Origin of the sequence: Aeromicrobium sp. NPDC092404, assembly GCF_040684095.1 — a bacterium.
In the GTDB taxonomy this organism is placed as follows: domain Bacteria; phylum Actinomycetota; class Actinomycetes; order Propionibacteriales; family Nocardioidaceae; genus Aeromicrobium.
Genome location: NZ_JBFBFI010000001.1, coordinates 1,138,719 through 1,156,939, shown reverse-complemented (window position 1 = coordinate 1,156,939; position 18,221 = coordinate 1,138,719). Strand labels below are relative to the sequence as shown.

Sequence of the window (18,221 nt, the reverse complement as noted above, 5' to 3'; positions counted from 1 at the left end):
TGTCGCGCACGGGCGATTTGGGTCTAGATTCATCCCTGACAAACTCATCGTTGGGAGAAATAACCTCATGGCCGTTGACTTCAAGTCTCTGGGCAAGTTCGAGCAAGGGGCACTGATCGCTGGTCTCATCGCCATCATCGTGTCGTTCATCAGCAAGTACGTCGTGGTGTCCATCGACGGGGGCAAGGACATCCCCGGGGTGAGCTTCTCGAACGGGATCAGCGCGTGGCACAGCTACGCGACCCTCGGGATGCTCCTGATCGTGGCCGCCACGGTCATCGTCGGTGTGAAGGCGTTCGCGAAGGAGAACCTTCCGGACGGTGTCCCCTGGAACCTCGTGGCACTCGTGGCCGCGGGCCTCGGCACGTTGCTGGTCATCCTGCGCGCCTTCTTCAACGGCGTCGAGACCGGCGGAATCTCCGGAGTCGACGTCGGCCCCGGCTGGTCGGGATACCTGCTGTTCGTCGCGGGGATCGCGCTGACGGTCTTCACGTTCCTCTCCTTCAAGGAGTCGGGCGAGAAGCTGCCGGAAGTGAACAAGAACAACAACACGCCGCCGGCTCCGCCTGCTGCGTGACGCACTGAGTCAGCCGTACGAACGAAGGGCCCGGCCTCGGCCGGGCCTTTCGCATGTCACGGGACGACGCGTCCGTGCGTGAGGGCCCGGTAGGCGTAGACCTGGGCCAGCAGCCCGATCGGGACCGAGGCGACGAGGCCGACGAGGCAGGCCATCGAGCCGACGCTCGTGATGACCACGACGACCAGCGCCGTCAGCAGAGAGATCCCGAGGTGGGCGCGCACCAAGGAGAAGCTCGCCTTGATAGCCGCCCAGGTCTTGAGGTCCTGGTCGAGCAGGAACGGCAGCGTGAAGAACGCGAATGCACTGAACGCCAAGCCCGGGAGGTAGCACAGGACCATCCCGACCAGGGTGCACAGCAGCAGTACGAACGAGGTGAGCATGATCCGCCCCGCCCGCCGGGTGGACACCAGCATCCGCATGGTCGGGGTCTCCCCGTCGGCGATCATGAGCGCGGCGCGGACCAGGTTGGCGTGCACCACCGACAACGGGATCTTCAGGAGCAGGAGCCCCGCGTAAAGCAGGCCGATGCGCTGGAACAGGTCCAGCATCGCGGCGTTACTCGTGGTCTCTCCCTCGACGCCGTTGAGCCAGACCGGGAGGAACAGCGCGAGATATCCGGCGTAGAACCCGATGCCGACCAGCACGGCTGGCAGCATCCCCACCACCAGGACCTGCCAGTGCTGGCCGAACTTCTGAAAGGCCCAGTTCAGGGCCCCACCGACCTGGAACGGAGCTGACGGTGGGGGTGGCGACCAGCGAGGCGGGCCCTGGGGTGGTTCGGTCATGCGGAGACCGTAGCGGTCGGGCTGTCACCTTCGCAGCGATCTGCTCAGGGACCCGCCGACGGGATCAGGACGTGAACGGGGGGCGGTCGTCGAGGCGTACGGACTGGCGTCCGGCCCAGCGCCACAGTCGGGCGGTGAAGTCTCGGTCCTCGTCGGTGACGAAGTTGCCCATGACCCGCAGCGCGAACGTCATGAGGCGGTGCGACCGCATGCCCACGGGGCCGGCGGTCGGCAGCAGGCGCGGGACGGTGATGAGGCCGGCGAGGCGACGGGCGATCGAGAACGCCTCACCGTAGTGCGTGGTCAGCAGGGCTGGCCAGGCGTCCTGCAGGTCGGTGTGCGTCCGCATGAGCTCGGCGCCCACCCGGCCGGTCTCGAGGCCGTAGTCGATGCCCTCGCCGTTGAGCGGGTTGACGCATCCGGCGGCGTCGCCGACCAGGATCCAGTTGGGCCCGGCGACACCCGACACCGCGCCGCCCATCGGCAGCAGCGCGCTCGTCGGCAGGCGCAGCTCGCCGCTGAGGTCCCACTCCTCGCGTCGCAGGGTCGCGTAGTACTCCATCAGCGGGCGGATCTGCAGCTCCGCGGGGCGCTTGGCCGTCGCCAGCGCGCCGACGCCCAGGTTCACCTCTCCGTCACTGAGCGGGAAGATCCAGCCGTAGCCCGGGAGCAGCTCGTCGTCCTCGCCGCGCAGCTCGAGGTGCGAGGAGATCCACGGGTCGTCGCTGCGACCGGACTTCACGTACGACCGACCGGCCACACCGTAGGCAGTGTCGCGGTGCCACTCGCGACCGAGCACGCGGCCCAGCGGCGACCGTACGCCGTCGGCGACGACGAGACGGTTGCAGTGAATCGTGTGCGGGGTGCGCTCCTTGCCGATCTGGAACGTCACCGAGGTGACCCGGCCGGACGCATCGCGCTCGGCGTCGACCGCGCGGGCACCCTCGAGCGGTGTTGCACCGGCCTCGAGCGCGACACGGAAGATCTTGTCGTCGAGCTCGGTGCGGGGGACCGCTGAGCCCCAGTCCGGCAGTGATCCGCCCGGCCACGGCAGCAGCAGCTCCTGGCCGAAGCCGGCGGCGCGAAGACCGCGGTTGGTGCCGTGTCCGCGTACCCACTCCTCGAGGCCGAGCCGCTGCAGCTCGGCGATCGCCCGTGGCGTGAGCCCGTCGCCGCAGGTCTTGTCACGTGGGAAGGTGGCGGCGTCGGCCAGCACGGTGTCCATGCCGAAGCGCGACGTCCAGGCGGCGGCGGCCGAGCCGGCCGGCCCGGCGCCGACGACGAGCACGTCGGTTCGGGTCGGCAGCTCGGCGGTCATGACGCAATTCTCCCAGAGCCGGCCACATGATTGGATGTCACCCATGCCTTCGCAGGAAACCGCTGCTCAGCCCGACCGCGAGATCCATTACGCGTCCCGCGGCTCGTCGCACTACGACGTCATCCTCGCGGTGTTCTGCGTCGTGCTCGTGGTGTCCAACCTCGCGGCAACCAAGGCCACGGAGTTCGGGTCCGGCGACCTGTCGCTCGGGCCGGTCCAGATCTGGCCCGTCATCTCCGACGGAGGAGCCGTGCTGTTCCCGCTGGCGTACATCCTGGGTGACGTCATGTCGGAGGTCTACGGCTTCAAGGCGGCGCGACGGGCGATCCTCGTGGGCTTCGGCACGGCGATCATGACCTTCGCGACGTTCCTGGTCGTGATGGCGCTGCCGGGCGCGAGCTTCTACGAGAACCAGGAGGCGTTCGAGAGCGTCGTCTGGTCGGGCCTGCAGATCGTGGCGGCGTCGATGATCGCCTACCTGACCGGCCAGTTCCTCAACTCCTGGGTGCTGGTACGCATGAAGGCCCGCAGCGCCGAGCCCGGCCTGTTCCGCCGGCTGGCCGGGTCGACTGGTGTCGGCGAGGCCGCGGACACGCTGATCTTCTGCGCGATCGCCGCATCGGCGATCGGGATCACGACGGGCGGCCAGTTCGTCAACTACGTCGTCGTCGGCTTCGTCTTCAAGTGCGCCGTCGAGCTCCTGGTCATGCCGGTGACGATGCTCGCCATCCGGGCGCTCAAGAACCGCGAGCCGTCGTACTGGGCCTGACGGGGTGAACCTTCACGCGTAGAAGCGAGCCAGGAAGTCGGCCTTGAACTCGGCGAACGTACCGGCCTCGATGTGCGTGCGCATGTCGTCGACGAGCCGGACGGTGAACCGCTCGTTGTGAATCGTCGCGAGCGTCCCCGCGTTGTACTCCTTGGTCTTGAACAGGTGGTGCAGGTACGCCTTGGAGTAGTGCGCGCACGTGTAGCAGTCGCACTCCGGGTCGATCGGATCGAAGTCGCGCCGTGAGGCTGCGACGTTGAGGTTGTAGCGGCCGGTCATCGCGTAGACCCGCGACGACCGGGCGACCCGCGACGGCGAGACGCAGTCGAACGTGTCGCAGCCGTTCTCGACCGCGGTGAACAGGTCGTCGGGCTCGCTGATGCCCAGCAGGTGCCGCGGCTTGTCGTCGGGCAGCTCCTCGTTGACCCAGCGGACGATTGTGCCGAGGTTCTCCTTCTCGATGGCCCCGCCGACACCGAACCCGTCGAAGCCCGCACCGTCGTGCTCCAGCTCGACGAGCCCACGGGCCGCCGTACGGCGCAGGTCCTCGTGCTGAGCGCCCTGCACGACGCCGAACAGCGCCTGCCGCGGCTTGTCCGCTCGCTCGGCCGAGAGCCGCCGGTGCTCCACGAGGCACCGCTGCGCCCACGCCTGCGTACGGACGATCGACTCCTCCTGGTAGCCCCGGGAGTTCATCAGCGTCGTCAGCTCGTCGAAGGCGAACATGATGTCGGCGCCGAGCTGGTGCTGGATCTGCATCGACACCTCGGGGGTGAACCGGTGCATCGAGCCGTCGAGGTGGCTCTTGAACGTCACGCCGTCGTCGTCGACGGTCGCCAGGCGGTCCTTGCCCTCGGCGATGACGTCGTCGGCCTCGACCCCCTTGGCGTCCATCGACAGGGTCTTCTGGAAGCCGGCGCCCAGCGAGAGCACCTGGAATCCACCGGAGTCGGTGAACGTCGGTCCGGACCAGTTCATGAACCGGCCGAGGCCGCCAGCCTCGTCGATGATGTCGGCGCCCGGCTGGAGGTAGAGGTGGTACGCGTTGGCGAGCAGGGCCTGTGCGCCCAGGTCGGCCATCGTCTCCGGCAGCACCGCCTTGACGGTGGCGCGGGTGCCGACCGGGATGAAGGCGGGGGTGCGGATCTCGCCGTGCGGGGTCGCGATCGTCCCCGTGCGCCCGAGGGCGCCTTGCAGCTGCTTGCCGACGGTGAACACACCGTCAGTCAATCAGGTCAGCAGCCCGGTCATCCGCACTGCACCGGCCAGCGCCGCGAGCGTGAGCAGCAGGAAGGCGGCGTTCCAGACCGGAGCGGGCAGGAACGTCAGGCGGGCCAGGACGTCCGCGTCGGTCGTCCGCGTGCGCACCCTGCGGCGGTGCGCCCACAGGTCGACCGTCGTCCGTGGAGCAGCGACGAGCAGGAACCACGCGAACGTCAGGGCCGCGAAGTTCTGCACGCGCTCGGGGGCCTGCCAGATGAGCAGCCCGACGGCGGCGCCGCTGATCCCCACGACGACCAGGCCGAACCAGTTGCGGATGTACAGCAGCATGACCGCCAGCGTGGCCAGCCCCGCGTAGAGCGCCCACGCGGTGTGGCCGGCGTCGACGAGCAGCACCGAGCCGAGCCCGAGAGCAGCCGGCGCGAGGTAGCCGGCGGCGGCCGTGGCGATCATGCCGGCACCCCGGGGCTTCCCGCTGGAGACGGTCAGCCCCGAGGTGTCGCTGTGCAGGCGGATGCCGTTGAGCCGGCGTCCCGTGAGCACCGCGACGACGGCGTGCCCAGCCTCGTGCACCAGCGTCACGACGTGCCGGGTCGTCGACCACACGAACGGTATGACGACGAGCGCGGCGGCCGTCGCGACGGCGGCCTGCTGGGTGTCCAGGACGCTCAGCCGGTCTGCCGGTCGACGAGCTCGACGCGGGTGGCGTCGCGCTCCGATGCGCCCATCGCGGCAGCCACGCGGTGGTGCACGGCGCCCTCGCGGTGGCGGCTCTGACGGTCGAGCGTCAGGCCGAGTGCCGTCTGGGCCCACATGCTCGTGGGCTCGAGCTCGACGAGGCGTCGGAACGCCTCCTCGGCCGGCACCAGCTGCGCCGCCGCGAAGTGGGCACGGCCCAGCAGCTCCCATCCGGCGGAGCACTCGGGCTCGGCCTCGACGACCTTGCGGAGCACCCTGGCGGCATCCCGCGGCAAGCGCGAGTCGAGCAGCTCCTCGCCGTAGCGGTAGGCGTCGAACAGCTCGAGCGACGCGATCTTCTCGTCGCTGATGTTGGGGGTCATGTAGATGGTCATGAGGCCTCCTTCCAGGGCGTCGGCCGGGTCAACGCCGCCACGGCGGGGTTCATTCCGCCGGCTCGGTCGACTGGGTCGGGGTCGGGGTGGGGACCGTCGCGGACGGGCTCGGCGTCGGCGTGGCGCTCGTCGGGGCGGGTGTCGGCGGGACCGACGGCGTCGGGGTGGACGTGGGCTCCGAGGTCGGGTCCGCCGGCTCCGGCGCGTCGTCTCCGCTGCCTCCGCCGCTGAAGGTGTCGCCGATCGTCGTGCCCTGCGCGCCGCCCAGCGTGCGGTCCGCCAGCAGCTCGTACGTCGTGATGGCCGCCAGCGCGAGACCGAGGACGACCGCGGTCGTCACGATGATGGTCTTCCAGTGCAGCCGCGACGGTGACTCGTCGGGGACCAGCTCCGCACGTTCCACCGGAGCGTCCTCGGCGGCTTGGTCGAGCGTCTCGGCGATCTCGCCGTCCTCGTTCACGCGGCGCTGGATGACCGTGCCGGTGGCGGTGGTGACCAGCAGGGTGCGCCCCTTGTCGAGCGTACGGGCGTAGAACGCCGACGTGATCGTGACGACCGCGCTGCCGACGGCGGCGCCGACGAGCGTGCCTGCGACCCCCAGCGACGAGGCGATCCAGGCAGCCGTGACGGCGGCGAGCACGCTCCCGGCGAGCTGGAGCCAGGAGACCTCACCGAGGAATCCGCGACGTCGAGACATACCGGCCAGACTAAAGGGCCGATCCGAATGTCTCCGCTGCCAGCAACTCGACCTCGTCGAGCCAGGCCCGTCGCTGCTCGTCGCTCGAGTCGACCACCGGCCGCAGCACCCTGCGGGTGACGCGCGGGCCACCCAGGTAGGGCGCGACACAGCGTCCCCAGATCGACGCGAGCGGGTCCCTGTAGAGGTCGCGCTCGCGCTCGTCGGTCGTGTCCGACGTGTTGACGACGAACAGCTCGGCCACGGGCGCGAGGGGCTCGGGATGGCCGGTGGCCTCCTGCAGCCGATAGGCAACGCCGGGCACCACGACGCGGTCGATCCACCCGGTGAGGATCGCGGGCGGCATGCCCCACCAGTTGGGGTGCACGACCACGAGGCCCTCGGCGAGGCGCAGCTCCTCGCGGTGCAGGGCGACGACGGGGTCGTTCTCACGGGCGAGGATCGACTCGATCGTCTCGCCAGTCGTGCGCGACTCCTCGGCGGTGAGGACGGGGTCGAACAGCTCGGCGTACAGGTCGTGCGACCGGACCTCGTGGCCGAGCTCGAGCAGCCGTTCACCGATGCGCTCGGCCAGGGCGTGGCAGTAGCTCGCGCCACGCGGGTGGGCCAGCAGGAGCATCACGGTCGCCATGGTTGACGATTCTGGCAGCCCCGGGGGTCGTCGGTGGCCGAACAGGCGTGTCGTCGGCCTGCCTGCACGAATGTGTCGGTCCCGGTTGCGAGACTGACCACATGGATCTCGTCATCGTGCTTCTCCTCGGACTCGCCCTCGGCCTCGTCGGCGGCTGGCTGTTCGGCCGTGCCGGTGCCGGCGCTGCCGCCACGGCAACGACCGTCGATCCCGAGGTGCTCGAGGCCAGGCACGCTGCCGTGGTCTCCCAGGTCAGGCACGACGAGGCCGTCGTGCGCGCCGAGATCGAGCAACAGCTCGCGGCGGCCCAGGCGTCGGTCGAGGGCCTGCGGGAGCAGCTCGTGCAGGCGCAGGACCAGCACCGCCAGACGATCGAGGCACATCGCCAGGAGACCCGCCAGCGCGAGGCCGCCACGCAGACCGAGAGCAAGGTGCTCCAGAAGCTCGCACCGGTCGCCGCCCAGCTCAAGGACATGCAGCAGAAGGTGCTCGACCTCGAGAAGCAGCGCAGCGAGCAGCACGGCGACCTTGCGGCGCAGATCCGCGCCACGCGGCAGAGTGCCGAGCAGTCCAAGATGGCCGCCGAGACGCTGTCGGCCGCCCTGCGCAACAACTCGGTGCGCGGCGCCTACGGCGAGCTCCAGCTCAAGACACTGGTCGAGTCGGCCGGTCTGCTCAACCGCATCGACTACTCCGTGCAGGAGTCGATCTCGGCCGACTCCGGAGCCCGTCGTCCCGACATGGTCATCAAGCTGCCCGGCCGCAAGCAGGTGGCGATCGACTCCAAGGTCCCCTTCAGCGCCTTCATCGACTCGTTCCGCGAGGACATCAGCGAGTCCGAGCGCAAGACGCTCCAGGCGCAGCACGCCAAGCAGGTGCGTGGACACGTCGACGCCCTGGCCGGCAAGGAGTACTGGACGGGTCTGCCGGTCAGCCCCGAGTACACGATCGCCTTCATCCCGAGCGAGGCTATCCTCAACACCGCCCTCGACGCCGATCCGACCCTGCTGGAGTACGCGTTCAGCCGCGGCATCGTCCTGGCGACCCCGGTCAACCTCTGGGCGACACTCAAGACCGTCGCGCTGACGTGGAAGCAGGAGGACCTCGCCGAGAACGCCCAGGAGCTGGTCGACCTCGGCCGCGAGCTCTACAAGCGCCTCGGCAAGCTGTCCGAGCACGTCTCCAAGCTCGGCCGGTCGATCGAGACGACGGTCCGGTCCTACAACGACTTCGCCGGCTCGCTCGAAGGTCGCGTGCTGGTGACGGCCCGCCGGTTGGACGGCATCGACGAGGCCAGGCTCCTGGGCGAGGTCAAGCAGATCGAGGGTGACACGCGCCGCCTCACCGCCAGCGAGTTCACCGTGCTGGACGAGACCGGCATCGCACGACCGGAGATCGACTTCGAGCAGGTCGGCCTGCCCGGTGTCGACGAGGACGAGCACCGCACCGCCTGATCACGGTTCAGCCCTCGCGTGTCTCGGGAGAGTGGACGGCCCGGAAGCTGGCCACCGCAATAACGCCGACCCACACGTAGCCGGGCCACAGGGCGAGGCGCTCGGTCGCGCCGAGCCCGCCCGAGCCGTCACCGGCGAGCAGCGCCGCGAAGCCGAGGACACCTGCGGCTGACAGCACACCGACGGCGAGGGTGCCACGAGCGAGGGCGGGCCGCGTCGCTCGCAGGCTCAGCCCTGTGAGCACGAGCGCCACGGGCTGGGCGAGGAAGACCGGCAGGGCGACGAGCCCGTGGAGTCCGCCCTGCTCGTTGACGGGCACGAGTCCGACACCGACGGACCCGAGGCCCGAGACGCACCAGGCCACGACGGCCGCGCGTCCCACGGGCCCGCGAAGGAGCCGCGAGCCCAGCAGCAGTGCCCCGACGGCGAGCGTCAGGCCGAACCACACAAAGCCGGTGTTCATCGTGGCGTGCCACGGTGAGCACAGCAGGTCGCCGCGGATCGTCCGGCACGACGTGTTGCCGAGATCGCTGATGGTGGAGTCGGCGAACGTGTAGTCCCGCGAGGCCCGCAGGCCGACGACGACCTCGAGGACGACGTAGAGCGGTTGCAGCGTCCAGGCCGCCCGGCCCAGGGCCGTCCGCCTTGCCGGTGATCCTAGGATCGCAGCGCCTGCTCGAGGTCCCCGATGAGGTCGCCGATGTCCTCGATGCCCACGGACAGGCGTACGAGGTCGTCCGGCACCTCGAGCAGCGAGCCGACGGTCGAGGCGTGGGTCATGGCGCCGGGGTGCTCGATCAGGGACTCGATGCCGCCGAGGCTCTCGGCCAGGGTGAAGAGCTCGGTGCGAGCACAGAAGTCGAGCGCCGCCTGCTTGCCACCGGCGATGCGCACCGAGATCATGCCGCCGAACCGTCGCATCTGCCGTGCTGCGACCTCGTGGCCCGGGTGCTCCGGGAGGCCGGGATAGAGGATCGATGCGATGGCGGGATGACCCTGGAGGAACTCGACGATCGCCTCGGCGTTGTCGCAGTGCTTGTCCATGCGCACCGCCAGCGTCTTGGCGCCGCGCATCGTCAGGTAGGCGTCGAACGGCCCCGGCACGCCCCCGGCACCGTTCTGCAGGAACGCGAAGGCGGCGTCGAGCTCGTCGTCGTTGGTCACGAGGGCTCCGCCGACGACGTCGGAGTGCCCGCCGAGATATTTCGTGGTCGAATGAAGGACCACGTCGGCGCCGAGCTGCAGCGGCTGCTGCAGGTAGGGCGAGGCGAAGGTGTTGTCGACGACGAGCTTGGCGCCCGCCGCGTGGGCGATCTCGCTGATCGCGGCGATGTCGCCGACGTTCAGCAGGGGATTGGTGGGGGTCTCGATCCACACGGCCTTGGTCTCGGACCTGATCGCCGCGCGGATGGCGTCGAGATCGTTGACCGCGCCGACCGTGTAGGTGATGCCCCACTGGCTGAAGACCTTGTCGATCAGCCGGAACGTGCCGCCATAGGCGTCGTCGGGGATCACCAGGTGATCGCCGGGCCTCAGCAGCGAGCGGATCGCACAGTCGGTCGCCGCCATGCCGGAGCTGAACGCCCGGCCGTGGGCCCCGCCCTCCAGCGCGGCGAGGTTGGCCTCGAGTGCCGTGCGTGTGGGGTTGCCGGTGCGCGCGTACTCATAACCGCTGCGCATGCCACCGACGCCGTCCTGGGCGAACGTCGAGGAGGCGTAGATCGGCACGTTGACGGCGCCGTTCTCGGCATTGGGCTCATAGCCGGCGTGGATCGCGCGGGTCGCGAAACCCTGCCACGCCCCTTCGTCCTGGCTGCTCTTCTTTTCGCTCATACGTGCACCCCGAGCAGGTCGTGGCGGGTCAGGACGCCGAGCGGCTTGCCGTCCTCGACAACCATCACGGCGTCGCTGTTGCTGAGCGCCTTGAGGACGGTGTCGAGGTCCTCCTGGCCGCCGATGAGCGGGAAGGCGGGCTCCATGTGCTCCGACACGGCGTCGGTGAGGTGCGCGCGGCCCTCGAAGACGGCACTGAGCAGCGCGCGTTCACTGACGCTGCCGGCCACCTCGCCGATCACGACCGGGGGCTCGGCCCCGACGACGGGCATCTGCGAGACGTTGTACTCGCGCAGGATCTCGATCGCGTCGCGGATGGTCTCCGACGGGTGCGTGTGCACCAGGTCAGGCATGCCGCCGGACTTGTTGCGCAGCAGCTCGCCGACCTTGACGTGATGCTTGTGCCCGTCGAGCGGCTCGCTGAGGAAGCCGTAGGACGACATCCACTCGTCGTTGAAGATCTTGGCGAGGTAGCCGCGTCCGCCGTCGGGCAGCAGCACGACGACGAGGGCGTCCGATCCGGCCTGCTCTGCGACGCGTAGGGCCGCGACCGTGGCCATGCCGCAGGAACCACCCACGAGCAGGCCCTCCTCGCGGGCGAGGCGGCGGGTCATCTCGAACGAGTCGGCGTCCGACACGGCGATGATCTCATCGGGGACCGCCGGGTCGTACGCGCTGGGCCAGAAGTCCTCGCCGACGCCCTCGACGAGGTAGGGGCGGCCGGTTCCACCGGAGTAGACCGAGCCCTCGGGGTCGGCGCCGATGACCTTGACCGTGCCGCCGGACACCTCCTTGAGGTAGCGCCCGACGCCGGTGATCGTTCCGCCGGTGCCGACGCCGGCGACGAAGTGCGTCACCTTGCCGTCGGTGTCGGCCCAGATCTCCGGGCCGGTGGTCTCGTAGTGGCTCTCGGGGCCGGCGGGGTTGGAGTACTGGTCGGGCTTCCAGGCGCCTTCGGTCTCGCGGACCAGTCGGTCGGAGACGTTGTAATAGCTGTCTGGGTGCTCGGGCGGGACGGCGGTCGGGCAGACCACGACCTCGGCGCCGTAGGCGCGCATCGCGTTGCGCTTCTCCTCGCCGACCTTGTCAGGGCACACGAAGATGCACTTGTAGCCGCGCTGCTGGGCGACCAGGGCGAGTCCGATTCCGGTGTTGCCGGACGTCGGCTCGACGATGGTGCCGCCGGGCTTGAGCGCCCCGGAGGCCTCGGCCGCGTCGACCATCTTGACCGCGATGCGGTCCTTGGCGCTGCCGCCGGGGTTGAGGTACTCGATCTTGGCGGCCACGGTCGCGGATCCCGCGGAGGTGACCGAGTTGAGACGGACCAGCGGGGTGTTGCCGATCAGCTCAACGATGTGGTTTGCAATGGGCATGTCGCCATTCTTGCACTCGCGCGTTCGCCGGGACCGGCACGCCGTCAGGGCCTCGTGAGGACCGGTGCGGCCTCGCGGACATCGAGCTCTGCGGAAGGTCCGGACGCCTGCAGGGTCTGGCCGATGGTCTGCCACGCGCCGCCGTCGACGCGGTAGCGAACGCGGTACGTCACGTCCACGCGCGGGTTCACGTCGTCCGCCGGTTTCCGGTAGCGATGGGTCACGTCCATCGCGGGGTAGGGCCGCCCGGGCTTGCTGCTCGTCGACACGGTCCCATCGTCGTGGACCCACGTGTAGCGGACAGGGGAGGCGACGACGTCGACATCGAAGCCGAGCAGCGTGATGCTGCGCTCGAACGGCTGCGGGTTGGTGTAGAAGATCGTCTCGATGTTGACGAGGGTCTCCTCGCCCGGCTGGATCTGGACCGTCAGGCTCGGCAGCCCCAGCTCCCGCACGGCCCTGACGACATCCCCCTCAGTGAGCTCCGCCTCGTCCTCGTCCGCTGGTTGCTCGAACGTTTCCGGATAGCACTGCACCTCGTTGCCAGCGTCGAGCTGGCAATAAGCATCGGCTGGCTTCGGGTCAGTTGTCTTGATGTTGCCGCCCTGAGTCGGAGGCGACTGCTTTCCGGGTGAGTGGCGGCCCGCTTCGAGTACCAGCCTCGCGTCCTTCGGTTTTGGCTCGACCTTCGCATCCGCGTGGGCCGGGGCGCCGAGGCCTACGGCGAGGGCGACGGCGACCAGGAATCCGAACGCGCGCATCACGAGTCCGCCTGGAGCTCTAGCGTGGCGAGCCGCCAACCAGTTGAAGTCCGGTTCGCAATGAACGTCAGATCCGAGTCCTCCGCATTTCCGGGCTCCGGCGTTTCCGCAGACGTCCGTCGGTACGTACCCGGCGGAGAAGTGACGGTTCCGAAGAGCGTGCTTGAGTCGCCAGCGCGCCTGAGTTGCAGATCGCTCAGCCGCCAGTCGGAATCTCGGAAGTAGCCGCCGGCCGCGTAGGTGTCGCGGTAGAGCTTGATGTACCGCTGGCAGCCTTTGCAGTTTGGTGACGACAAGCTCGACAGCTCTTCGACGTCTCCGGTGCTTGCGGCGTAGTTGAAGACGTCGATGTAGTGCTTGACGAAGGCTGCGGCACCTTCGGGGGTGTCCTCCTCGGCCTGCGCCGGCATGGTCGGCGGAGCGGACGTGGGTGCGGCTGAGGTGGCGGTGCGCTTCGGTTCCCTGGGCTCAGGGTCAGAGGAGCACGCGCCCAGGGTCAGCAGGGCCGCCAGGACAGTTCCCCCGAATCGCATAGCCGTGAAACTACCGAAACACCCGCCGTTCTGTCAGCCCCCCGAACGCCCGCTGTGGACAACGGGATGTGGGTCGTGAGAACGGTAATCCAGGGCCCTCAGAAGTGATGACGCCAGGCACCGCACAGCAGGGAGCTCAGGGGCGGAGCGGGCGGCCCTGCGAGTCGTTGGGGTCGCCCGTCAGCATGAGGATCCCGTCGATGAACGACCACAGGCTGCCGATGCCACAGGTGAGGATCGTGACGAGCAGCTGCGCCACCCCGGTGCCGGTGTCACCGATGTAGAACCGGCCGATGCCGAAGGGCAGCAGGATGTTGAGCAGTCCGGCGATGAGCTTCTGCTTGTCCGAGTACGGCACGCCCGTCACCGGATGCACGCCCCACGGAGCACCCGCGTGCGCACCGTAGGCGGCGCCGGGCGGCGGCGAATAGCCACCCGGAGGCGGCTGATAGCCGGGCGGCGGGCCGTAGCCGGGCGGCGGCGGAGGCAGGTGCCCCGGAGGAGGCGGAGGGGGCTGTGCGGCCCGACCGTAGTCGGGCTGGCCACCCTCGAGCGGAACGGTCGGCTCGTTGTGGTCCGGCTGCTCCGGCGGTGTCGACGTCATGCGTCCACCCTAGGGCGCCCTCCCGGCCGGCTAGACCACCGCGCCCGACGCCGACCGGCCGTCGTCGATCTTCGCGTACGGGTCGATGACCTTCTTCTGCGGCGCCGACGGATCGTACGGCCACCGCTCCTCCAGCACGATCGCCAGCGCCGAGGCGGTGAAGATCGTCGAGAGGATGCCGACCGACAGCCCGAGCAGCAGGGCGATCGCGAAGTCGGTCAGCGAGTCGCCACCCAGCACCGCGAGCGCGGCGAGGATGAACATCGCGCCGAGGCCCGTGTTGATGGTGCGGGGGATCGTCTGCAGGATCGCCTCGTTGACGACCTCCCGCAGTGGTCGCTTGCGGTTTTCCCGGGTGTGCTCGCGGATGCGGTCGAACACGACGATCGTGTCGTTGACGGCAAGACCGATGATCGACAGCACCGCGGCGAGGAACACGCCGTCGATCGGCTTGCCCCACCAGGCGAACACGCCGACGACGGTCAGCACGACCGACATCATCGACAGCACGGCTGCCGCAGCGTACGTCCAACGGAACCGCCAGGCCAGGTAGATCATCTGGGCGGCGATCGCGATCGCGAAGGCGATGAGGGCCTTGTCGCGCAGCTCCTTGCCGAGGCTCGGGCCGATGAGCTCGTCGCGCTCCTTCTCGGTCGTCCCGGCCACGGAGGCGATCGCGTCCTGGATCTCGACGGCCTCGTCGTTGGACACCTCCTCGACCCGGACCGTGATGTTCTCGCCGCCGCCGTCACCCGACGACGACTGCACGACGGCCTTGGGGAAGCCGACGTCGCTGACGGCCTCGCGGGCGTCCTCGACGTCGACCTGCTTCGCGGTCGAGAACTCCAGCAGGCGGCCGCCGGTGAACTCGACGCCCAGGTTGAGCCCGCGCAGCGCGATGCCGCCGATCGACAGGACCGCGACCACGAGCGTGATGACGATCCACGTGCCGCTGCGCTTCATGAGGTCCGGGCCGCTCTCGGTCAGCCACGTGCGGATGCGCCCGGTCCCGCCGACACCGCTCAACCCGGGGCGCTTGCGGACGAACGAGCGACGCATCGCCCACTCGGTGAGCACGCGGGCGATGACCAGCGCCGAGACCATCGAGGCGATGACGCCGATCGACAGGGTCACGCCGAAGCCCTTGACGGGTCCCGACGCGAAGAAGAACAGCAGGGCCGCCGCGAGGAGGGTCGTGACGTTGGAGTCGACGATCGCCGACCAGGCCTTATTGAAGCCCGTGTTGAGCGCGGGGGAGAGGCCGGCGCTCGTACGTTCGGCGTACTCCTCGCGCGCGCGTTCGAACACGAGGACGTTGGCATCGATCGCGAGTCCGATCGCCAGCACGAAGCCGGCCAGACCCGGCAGTGTCAAGGTCGCACCGAGCCACACCAGCAGGCCGTAGGAGATGAGCGCGTACGTGCCGAGGGCGATCGTCGCGAGGAGGCCCACGAGCCGGTAGATGAACACGATGAACAGGCCGGTGAGCGCGATGCCGATGATCGCCGCCTCGACCGAGGCCTTGATGGCGACGTCGCCGAGCGTCGCGCCGACGGTGCGCTGCTCGATGGTCTCGACCTCGACCGGCAGGGCGCCGCCCTTGATCAGCACGCCGAGATCCTTGGCCTCGGCCTGGCTGAAGTCGCCGGTGATGCTGGTGCGGGACCCGCCGCCGGAGGAGCAGAGCTCGGGCACGACGCCGGGTGAGGAGATGACCTTCTTGTCGAGCACGATCGCGACGCGGTTGCCGGCCGCGGGGTTGGCGCACGCGTCGGACACGAGCTGCTTCCAGCCGCCGCTGCCCTTGCCGTTGAACTGGACGTCGACGGTCCACTGGCCGAGGCCCTGCTGGTCGGACTGGGCCGCTGCGTCCTTGACGCCGTCGCCGGTCAGCAGCGCCTTGCCGACGATCAGCGGGGCACCGCTCTCGTCCTGCAGCAGCTGCTCGCCCTTGGCCGCCTTCTCGTCGGGGGTGGTGGGCACCCGCAGCACCTCGTGGAACGACAGCTGGGCGGTCTGACCGATGACCTCGGCGGCCTCGCGCGGGTCCTGCACGCCGGGCAGCTCGATGATGATGCGCTTCTCGCCGGAGCGGGCGAGGGTGGGCTCGGCGACGCCGAGGGCGTCGACGCGACCGCGCAGGACGCTCAGGGCCCGGTCGGTGGACTCGGCATCGGCCTTGACCCGGCCGGTGTCCTGGGTCTCGAGGACGATCTGGGTGCCGCCCTTGAGATCGAGGCCGAGCTTGGCCGAGCTGGTGAGCGCGAGGGCGAGGGAGCCGGCGATGACGGCGAAGGCGGCAGCAGCACGCCAGAGAGGTGCACGGGAGGACATGGATCAGCTTTCGAGAACACACCGAGAAGGGCGTGGGTCGGACGGGCGGGCGGCGTGACTCAGAGAGCTGGTGGCGCGCGTCCGGTGGGAGTGACTCGGTCGCGCCCGGTGCGGACGACGACGGTCTCGGAAGTCGTGACGGCGACCGAAGGGTGTACGTCCGGCGCCTCGCTCGGCGGCGTCGAGACGAGCTCGAGCTGCAGCGGGTCCTGGAGGTGGTGGGCTGGAAGAGCCGCCTGCGGGACTCGCGTCGCCTTGGCGGCGGCTCCGGCATGGCTCGCGCCGGAAATGGTGAGCCGCTGGGTCTGAGTGCGGGTCGACCCGCCGACGGTGACGAGGAGGACGGCGACCAGTGCCGCCGTCAGGGCAGCGGCGGTCCTGCGCGCTGCCGTCCTCGAGAACATCTGGCGAGTGTACGTGAGACGAGACGGTGGCCGAGCGCGTCCACCCGCTGCCTAGGCTGGATGCATGACGACCTCTCACCGTTCACTCGGATCCAGCGACATCACCGTCTCGGCCGTGGGCATCGGCTGCAACGCGTTCGGCACCCGCATCGACGCCGACCGGACCCGGGCCGTCGTCGACGCCGCGTTCGAGCACGGCATCACGTTCTTCGACACCGCCGACACGTATGGCACCGGGCAGAGCGAGCAGCTCCTCGGCGAGGCGCTCAAGGGGCGCCGCGACGAGGTCGTCATCGCCACGAAGTTCGGCATGGACATGCAGGGCGTCAACGGTGACGACGGTGGCCGGCGCGGCACCGCGGCGTACGTCCGCACGGCCGCGGAGGCGAGCCTGAAGCGGCTCGACTCCGACCACATCGACCTCTACCAGCTGCACACCCCGGATCCGTCGACGCCGATCGAGGAGACCCTCGGTGCGATGACCGAGCTGCTCCAGGAGGGCAAGGTGCGTGCCATCGGCAGCTCCAACCTCCAGGCCTGGCAGGTCGTCGACGCCGACTGGGTCTCGAGGACCACGGGGCTGGAGGCGTTCGTGACGGCCCAGAACGAGTACTCGCTCTACAACCGCACCGCCGAGACCGAGCTCGTGCCGGCCTGCCTCGAGCTGGGAGTCGGCGTGCTGCCGTACTTCCCGCTGGCGTATGGGTTGCTGACCGGCAAGTACCGCCGCGGTGAGGACGCCCCGGCCGGCACGCGCCTGTCGGTCCAGACCCATCGTCTTGCGAACGCCGACTGGGACCGCATCGAGGCGCTGGAGTCGTTCGCGTCGGCGCGCGGCATCTCGATCCTCGACCTGGCCATCGGCGGCCTGGCCGCTCAGCCGGCGGTGTCCAGCGTCATCGCCGGTGCCACCGGGCCGGAGCAGGTCGCCGCGAACGCTGCAGCGGGGGCATGGACGCCGGCAGCGGAGGACCTCGACGAGCTGGCGGCCATCGGCCGGGCCACGCAGTCGTACACGACGTTTGCGCCGCAGCGCTGATCGGCAAGAGGGTCGCGCCGGGCTGGGAAGCGCCTCACGGCGCGTGGCCGCTCGAAGCGGCTAATTTTGGGACCCGGGGCTACCACAGCCCGACGCGACAACCAGCCTAACCGAGCACGGGCGCAACTCAAGGACTGCACGCGGCCGGTGTGACGAAGTTCAATGCAGGCGTGACGAGCGCTCGAGCTCTGCTGCGTGGCGCAGGTGCACGGCGGTGTCGACGAGCTTCGCGGCGCTCTGCGGATCGCCGCTCTCGAGCTGCGCTCGACCGACCCCGACGATGTGCGCGAAGGCAGCCGCGCGGTCCAAGGTGACGTCGAAGTCGTCCCCCACGATGCCGCGGACCACGGTGTCCACGAGTGCGATGACCTCCTCGGGACCAGGCGGGTCGACGACGCCGGCGAGCACCTCGTGCACCGGTGCGTACGCCTTGCCGGCGGCGAACTCGCGTGCGGCCTGCTCGGGCTGCCGGTAGACCCAGGTGCGCAGCAGGTAGAGCCGCCAGAGCGATCCCGCGAGGCTGTCGGCCGCGGCGTGCGACCAGAGGTCCGCGATGACGCCGAGCCCCTCTTCGTCGGCGAGGTGCAGCACCCGGTCGACGAGGCCTTGGTCGGTGTCGGTGCGCGGGCCGCGGACCAGCAGGTTGGCGATGCGGTGGCCGGCGGCGGCCATCTCGGCAGGGTCGGCTCCGTCCGCCTGGGCCTCGAACAGTGCGGACCCGGGCAGCGACGGTCGCTTGAACTCGTTCATGCCGCGTTTCTCACTCGCTGACGCTCGTTCATGCCAGCCGGGCCCCTGCAGTCATGCGACAA

The 18,221-nt window shown here is 69.6% G+C and carries 20 protein-coding genes; 4 read left to right on the top strand and 16 right to left on the bottom strand.

Features of this window, described 5'->3' with window-relative positions; translation table 11 throughout:
* Positions 1 to 67: 67 nt before the first annotated feature.
* Entirely contained in the window at positions 68 to 577 is a 510-nt protein-coding gene (locus AB0N22_RS05960; RefSeq protein WP_364637126.1) for a hypothetical protein, read from the top strand.
* 56 nt (positions 578 to 633) lie between these two features.
* Here the strand turns inward: AB0N22_RS05960 and AB0N22_RS05955 are convergent, their stop codons facing one another.
* Positions 634 to 1,365: a hypothetical protein gene (locus tag AB0N22_RS05955; protein WP_364637124.1), complete on the bottom strand. Its 732-nt coding sequence runs from the start codon at positions 1,363 to 1,365 to the stop codon at positions 634 to 636.
* Between the two features lie 64 nt (positions 1,366 to 1,429).
* Positions 1,430 to 2,683, bottom strand: a complete 1,254-nt coding sequence (locus AB0N22_RS05950) for a geranylgeranyl reductase family protein (protein ID WP_364637122.1) — start codon at positions 2,681 to 2,683, stop codon at positions 1,430 to 1,432.
* A gap of 43 nt (positions 2,684 to 2,726) precedes the next feature.
* On the opposite strand from AB0N22_RS05950, the gene AB0N22_RS05945 reads away from it, so the two are divergent.
* Positions 2,727 to 3,452: a queuosine precursor transporter gene (locus tag AB0N22_RS05945; RefSeq protein WP_364637120.1), complete on the top strand. Its 726-nt coding sequence runs from the start codon at positions 2,727 to 2,729 to the stop codon at positions 3,450 to 3,452.
* Positions 3,453 to 3,464: 12 nt separating this feature from the next.
* On the opposite strand, the gene tgt is transcribed toward AB0N22_RS05945, so the two are convergent.
* The 5 genes from tgt to AB0N22_RS05920 are packed head-to-tail and all read right to left on the bottom strand — an operon-like array spanning position 3,465 to position 7,074.
* Entirely contained in the window at positions 3,465 to 4,682 is a 1,218-nt protein-coding gene (gene tgt, locus AB0N22_RS05940; RefSeq protein WP_364637118.1) for a tRNA guanosine(34) transglycosylase Tgt, read from the bottom strand.
* Entirely contained in the window at positions 4,683 to 5,336 is a 654-nt protein-coding gene (locus AB0N22_RS05935; RefSeq protein ID WP_364639242.1) for a M50 family metallopeptidase, read from the bottom strand.
* Positions 5,337 to 5,341: 5 nt separating this feature from the next.
* Complete coding sequence (locus tag AB0N22_RS05930) at positions 5,342 to 5,746, bottom strand: tetratricopeptide repeat protein (protein ID WP_364637116.1); 405 nt, start codon at positions 5,744 to 5,746, stop codon at positions 5,342 to 5,344.
* 49 nt (positions 5,747 to 5,795) lie between these two features.
* Positions 5,796 to 6,443 (bottom strand): hypothetical protein, encoded by a 648-nt coding sequence (locus AB0N22_RS05925; protein ID WP_364637114.1) that lies wholly within the window; start codon positions 6,441 to 6,443, stop codon positions 5,796 to 5,798.
* Between the two features lie 10 nt (positions 6,444 to 6,453).
* Positions 6,454 to 7,074, bottom strand: coding sequence for an NAD(P)H-dependent oxidoreductase (locus AB0N22_RS05920; protein ID WP_364637112.1), 621 nt, complete (start codon positions 7,072 to 7,074; stop codon positions 6,454 to 6,456).
* Between the two features lie 101 nt (positions 7,075 to 7,175).
* On the opposite strand from AB0N22_RS05920, the gene rmuC reads away from it, so the two are divergent.
* A complete protein-coding gene (gene rmuC, locus AB0N22_RS05915) occupies positions 7,176 to 8,528 on the top strand; it encodes a DNA recombination protein RmuC (RefSeq protein WP_364637110.1) in 1,353 nt (450 codons plus the stop codon).
* A 7-nt stretch (positions 8,529 to 8,535) separates the two neighbouring features.
* Here the strand turns inward: rmuC and AB0N22_RS05910 are convergent, their stop codons facing one another.
* The 8 genes from AB0N22_RS05910 to AB0N22_RS05875 all read right to left on the bottom strand — a co-directional run bounded on the left by AB0N22_RS05910 (position 8,536) and on the right by AB0N22_RS05875 (position 16,370).
* Positions 8,536 to 9,141, bottom strand: a complete 606-nt coding sequence (locus AB0N22_RS05910) for a DUF998 domain-containing protein (RefSeq protein ID WP_364639239.1) — start codon at positions 9,139 to 9,141, stop codon at positions 8,536 to 8,538.
* A 44-nt stretch (positions 9,142 to 9,185) separates the two neighbouring features.
* Positions 9,186 to 10,361: a cystathionine gamma-synthase gene (locus AB0N22_RS05905; protein ID WP_364637109.1), complete on the bottom strand. Its 1,176-nt coding sequence runs from the start codon at positions 10,359 to 10,361 to the stop codon at positions 9,186 to 9,188.
* Positions 10,358 to 11,734, bottom strand: coding sequence for a cystathionine beta-synthase (locus AB0N22_RS05900; RefSeq protein ID WP_364637107.1), 1,377 nt, complete (start codon positions 11,732 to 11,734; stop codon positions 10,358 to 10,360). Before AB0N22_RS05900 ends, AB0N22_RS05905 begins: the two co-directional genes overlap by 4 nt.
* Positions 11,735 to 11,778: 44 nt before the next feature.
* Positions 11,779 to 12,498 carry a hypothetical protein gene (locus tag AB0N22_RS05895; protein ID WP_364637105.1) on the bottom strand — a complete coding sequence of 240 codons (720 nt, stop codon included), beginning with the start codon at positions 12,496 to 12,498 and terminating at the stop codon, positions 11,779 to 11,781.
* Positions 12,495 to 13,028 (bottom strand): DUF6318 family protein, encoded by a 534-nt coding sequence (locus AB0N22_RS05890; protein ID WP_364637103.1) that lies wholly within the window; start codon positions 13,026 to 13,028, stop codon positions 12,495 to 12,497. Before AB0N22_RS05890 ends, AB0N22_RS05895 begins: the two co-directional genes overlap by 4 nt.
* A 136-nt stretch (positions 13,029 to 13,164) precedes the next feature.
* Complete coding sequence (locus tag AB0N22_RS05885) at positions 13,165 to 13,632, bottom strand: TM2 domain-containing protein (RefSeq protein ID WP_364637101.1); 468 nt, start codon at positions 13,630 to 13,632, stop codon at positions 13,165 to 13,167.
* A 30-nt stretch (positions 13,633 to 13,662) separates the two neighbouring features.
* Positions 13,663 to 15,966, bottom strand: coding sequence for a protein translocase subunit SecD (gene secD / locus AB0N22_RS05880; protein WP_364637099.1), 2,304 nt, complete (start codon positions 15,964 to 15,966; stop codon positions 13,663 to 13,665).
* A 59-nt stretch (positions 15,967 to 16,025) separates the two neighbouring features.
* Positions 16,026 to 16,370, bottom strand: a complete 345-nt coding sequence (locus tag AB0N22_RS05875) for a hypothetical protein (protein WP_364637097.1) — start codon at positions 16,368 to 16,370, stop codon at positions 16,026 to 16,028.
* A 64-nt stretch (positions 16,371 to 16,434) separates the two neighbouring features.
* Between AB0N22_RS05875 and AB0N22_RS05870 the strand changes: the two genes are divergently transcribed.
* Positions 16,435 to 17,409 (top strand): aldo/keto reductase, encoded by a 975-nt coding sequence (locus tag AB0N22_RS05870; RefSeq protein WP_364637095.1) that lies wholly within the window; start codon positions 16,435 to 16,437, stop codon positions 17,407 to 17,409.
* A 159-nt stretch (positions 17,410 to 17,568) separates the two neighbouring features.
* Here the strand turns inward: AB0N22_RS05870 and AB0N22_RS05865 are convergent, their stop codons facing one another.
* Entirely contained in the window at positions 17,569 to 18,159 is a 591-nt protein-coding gene (locus tag AB0N22_RS05865) for a hypothetical protein (RefSeq protein WP_364637093.1), read from the bottom strand.
* Positions 18,160 to 18,221: the final 62 nt, after the last annotated feature.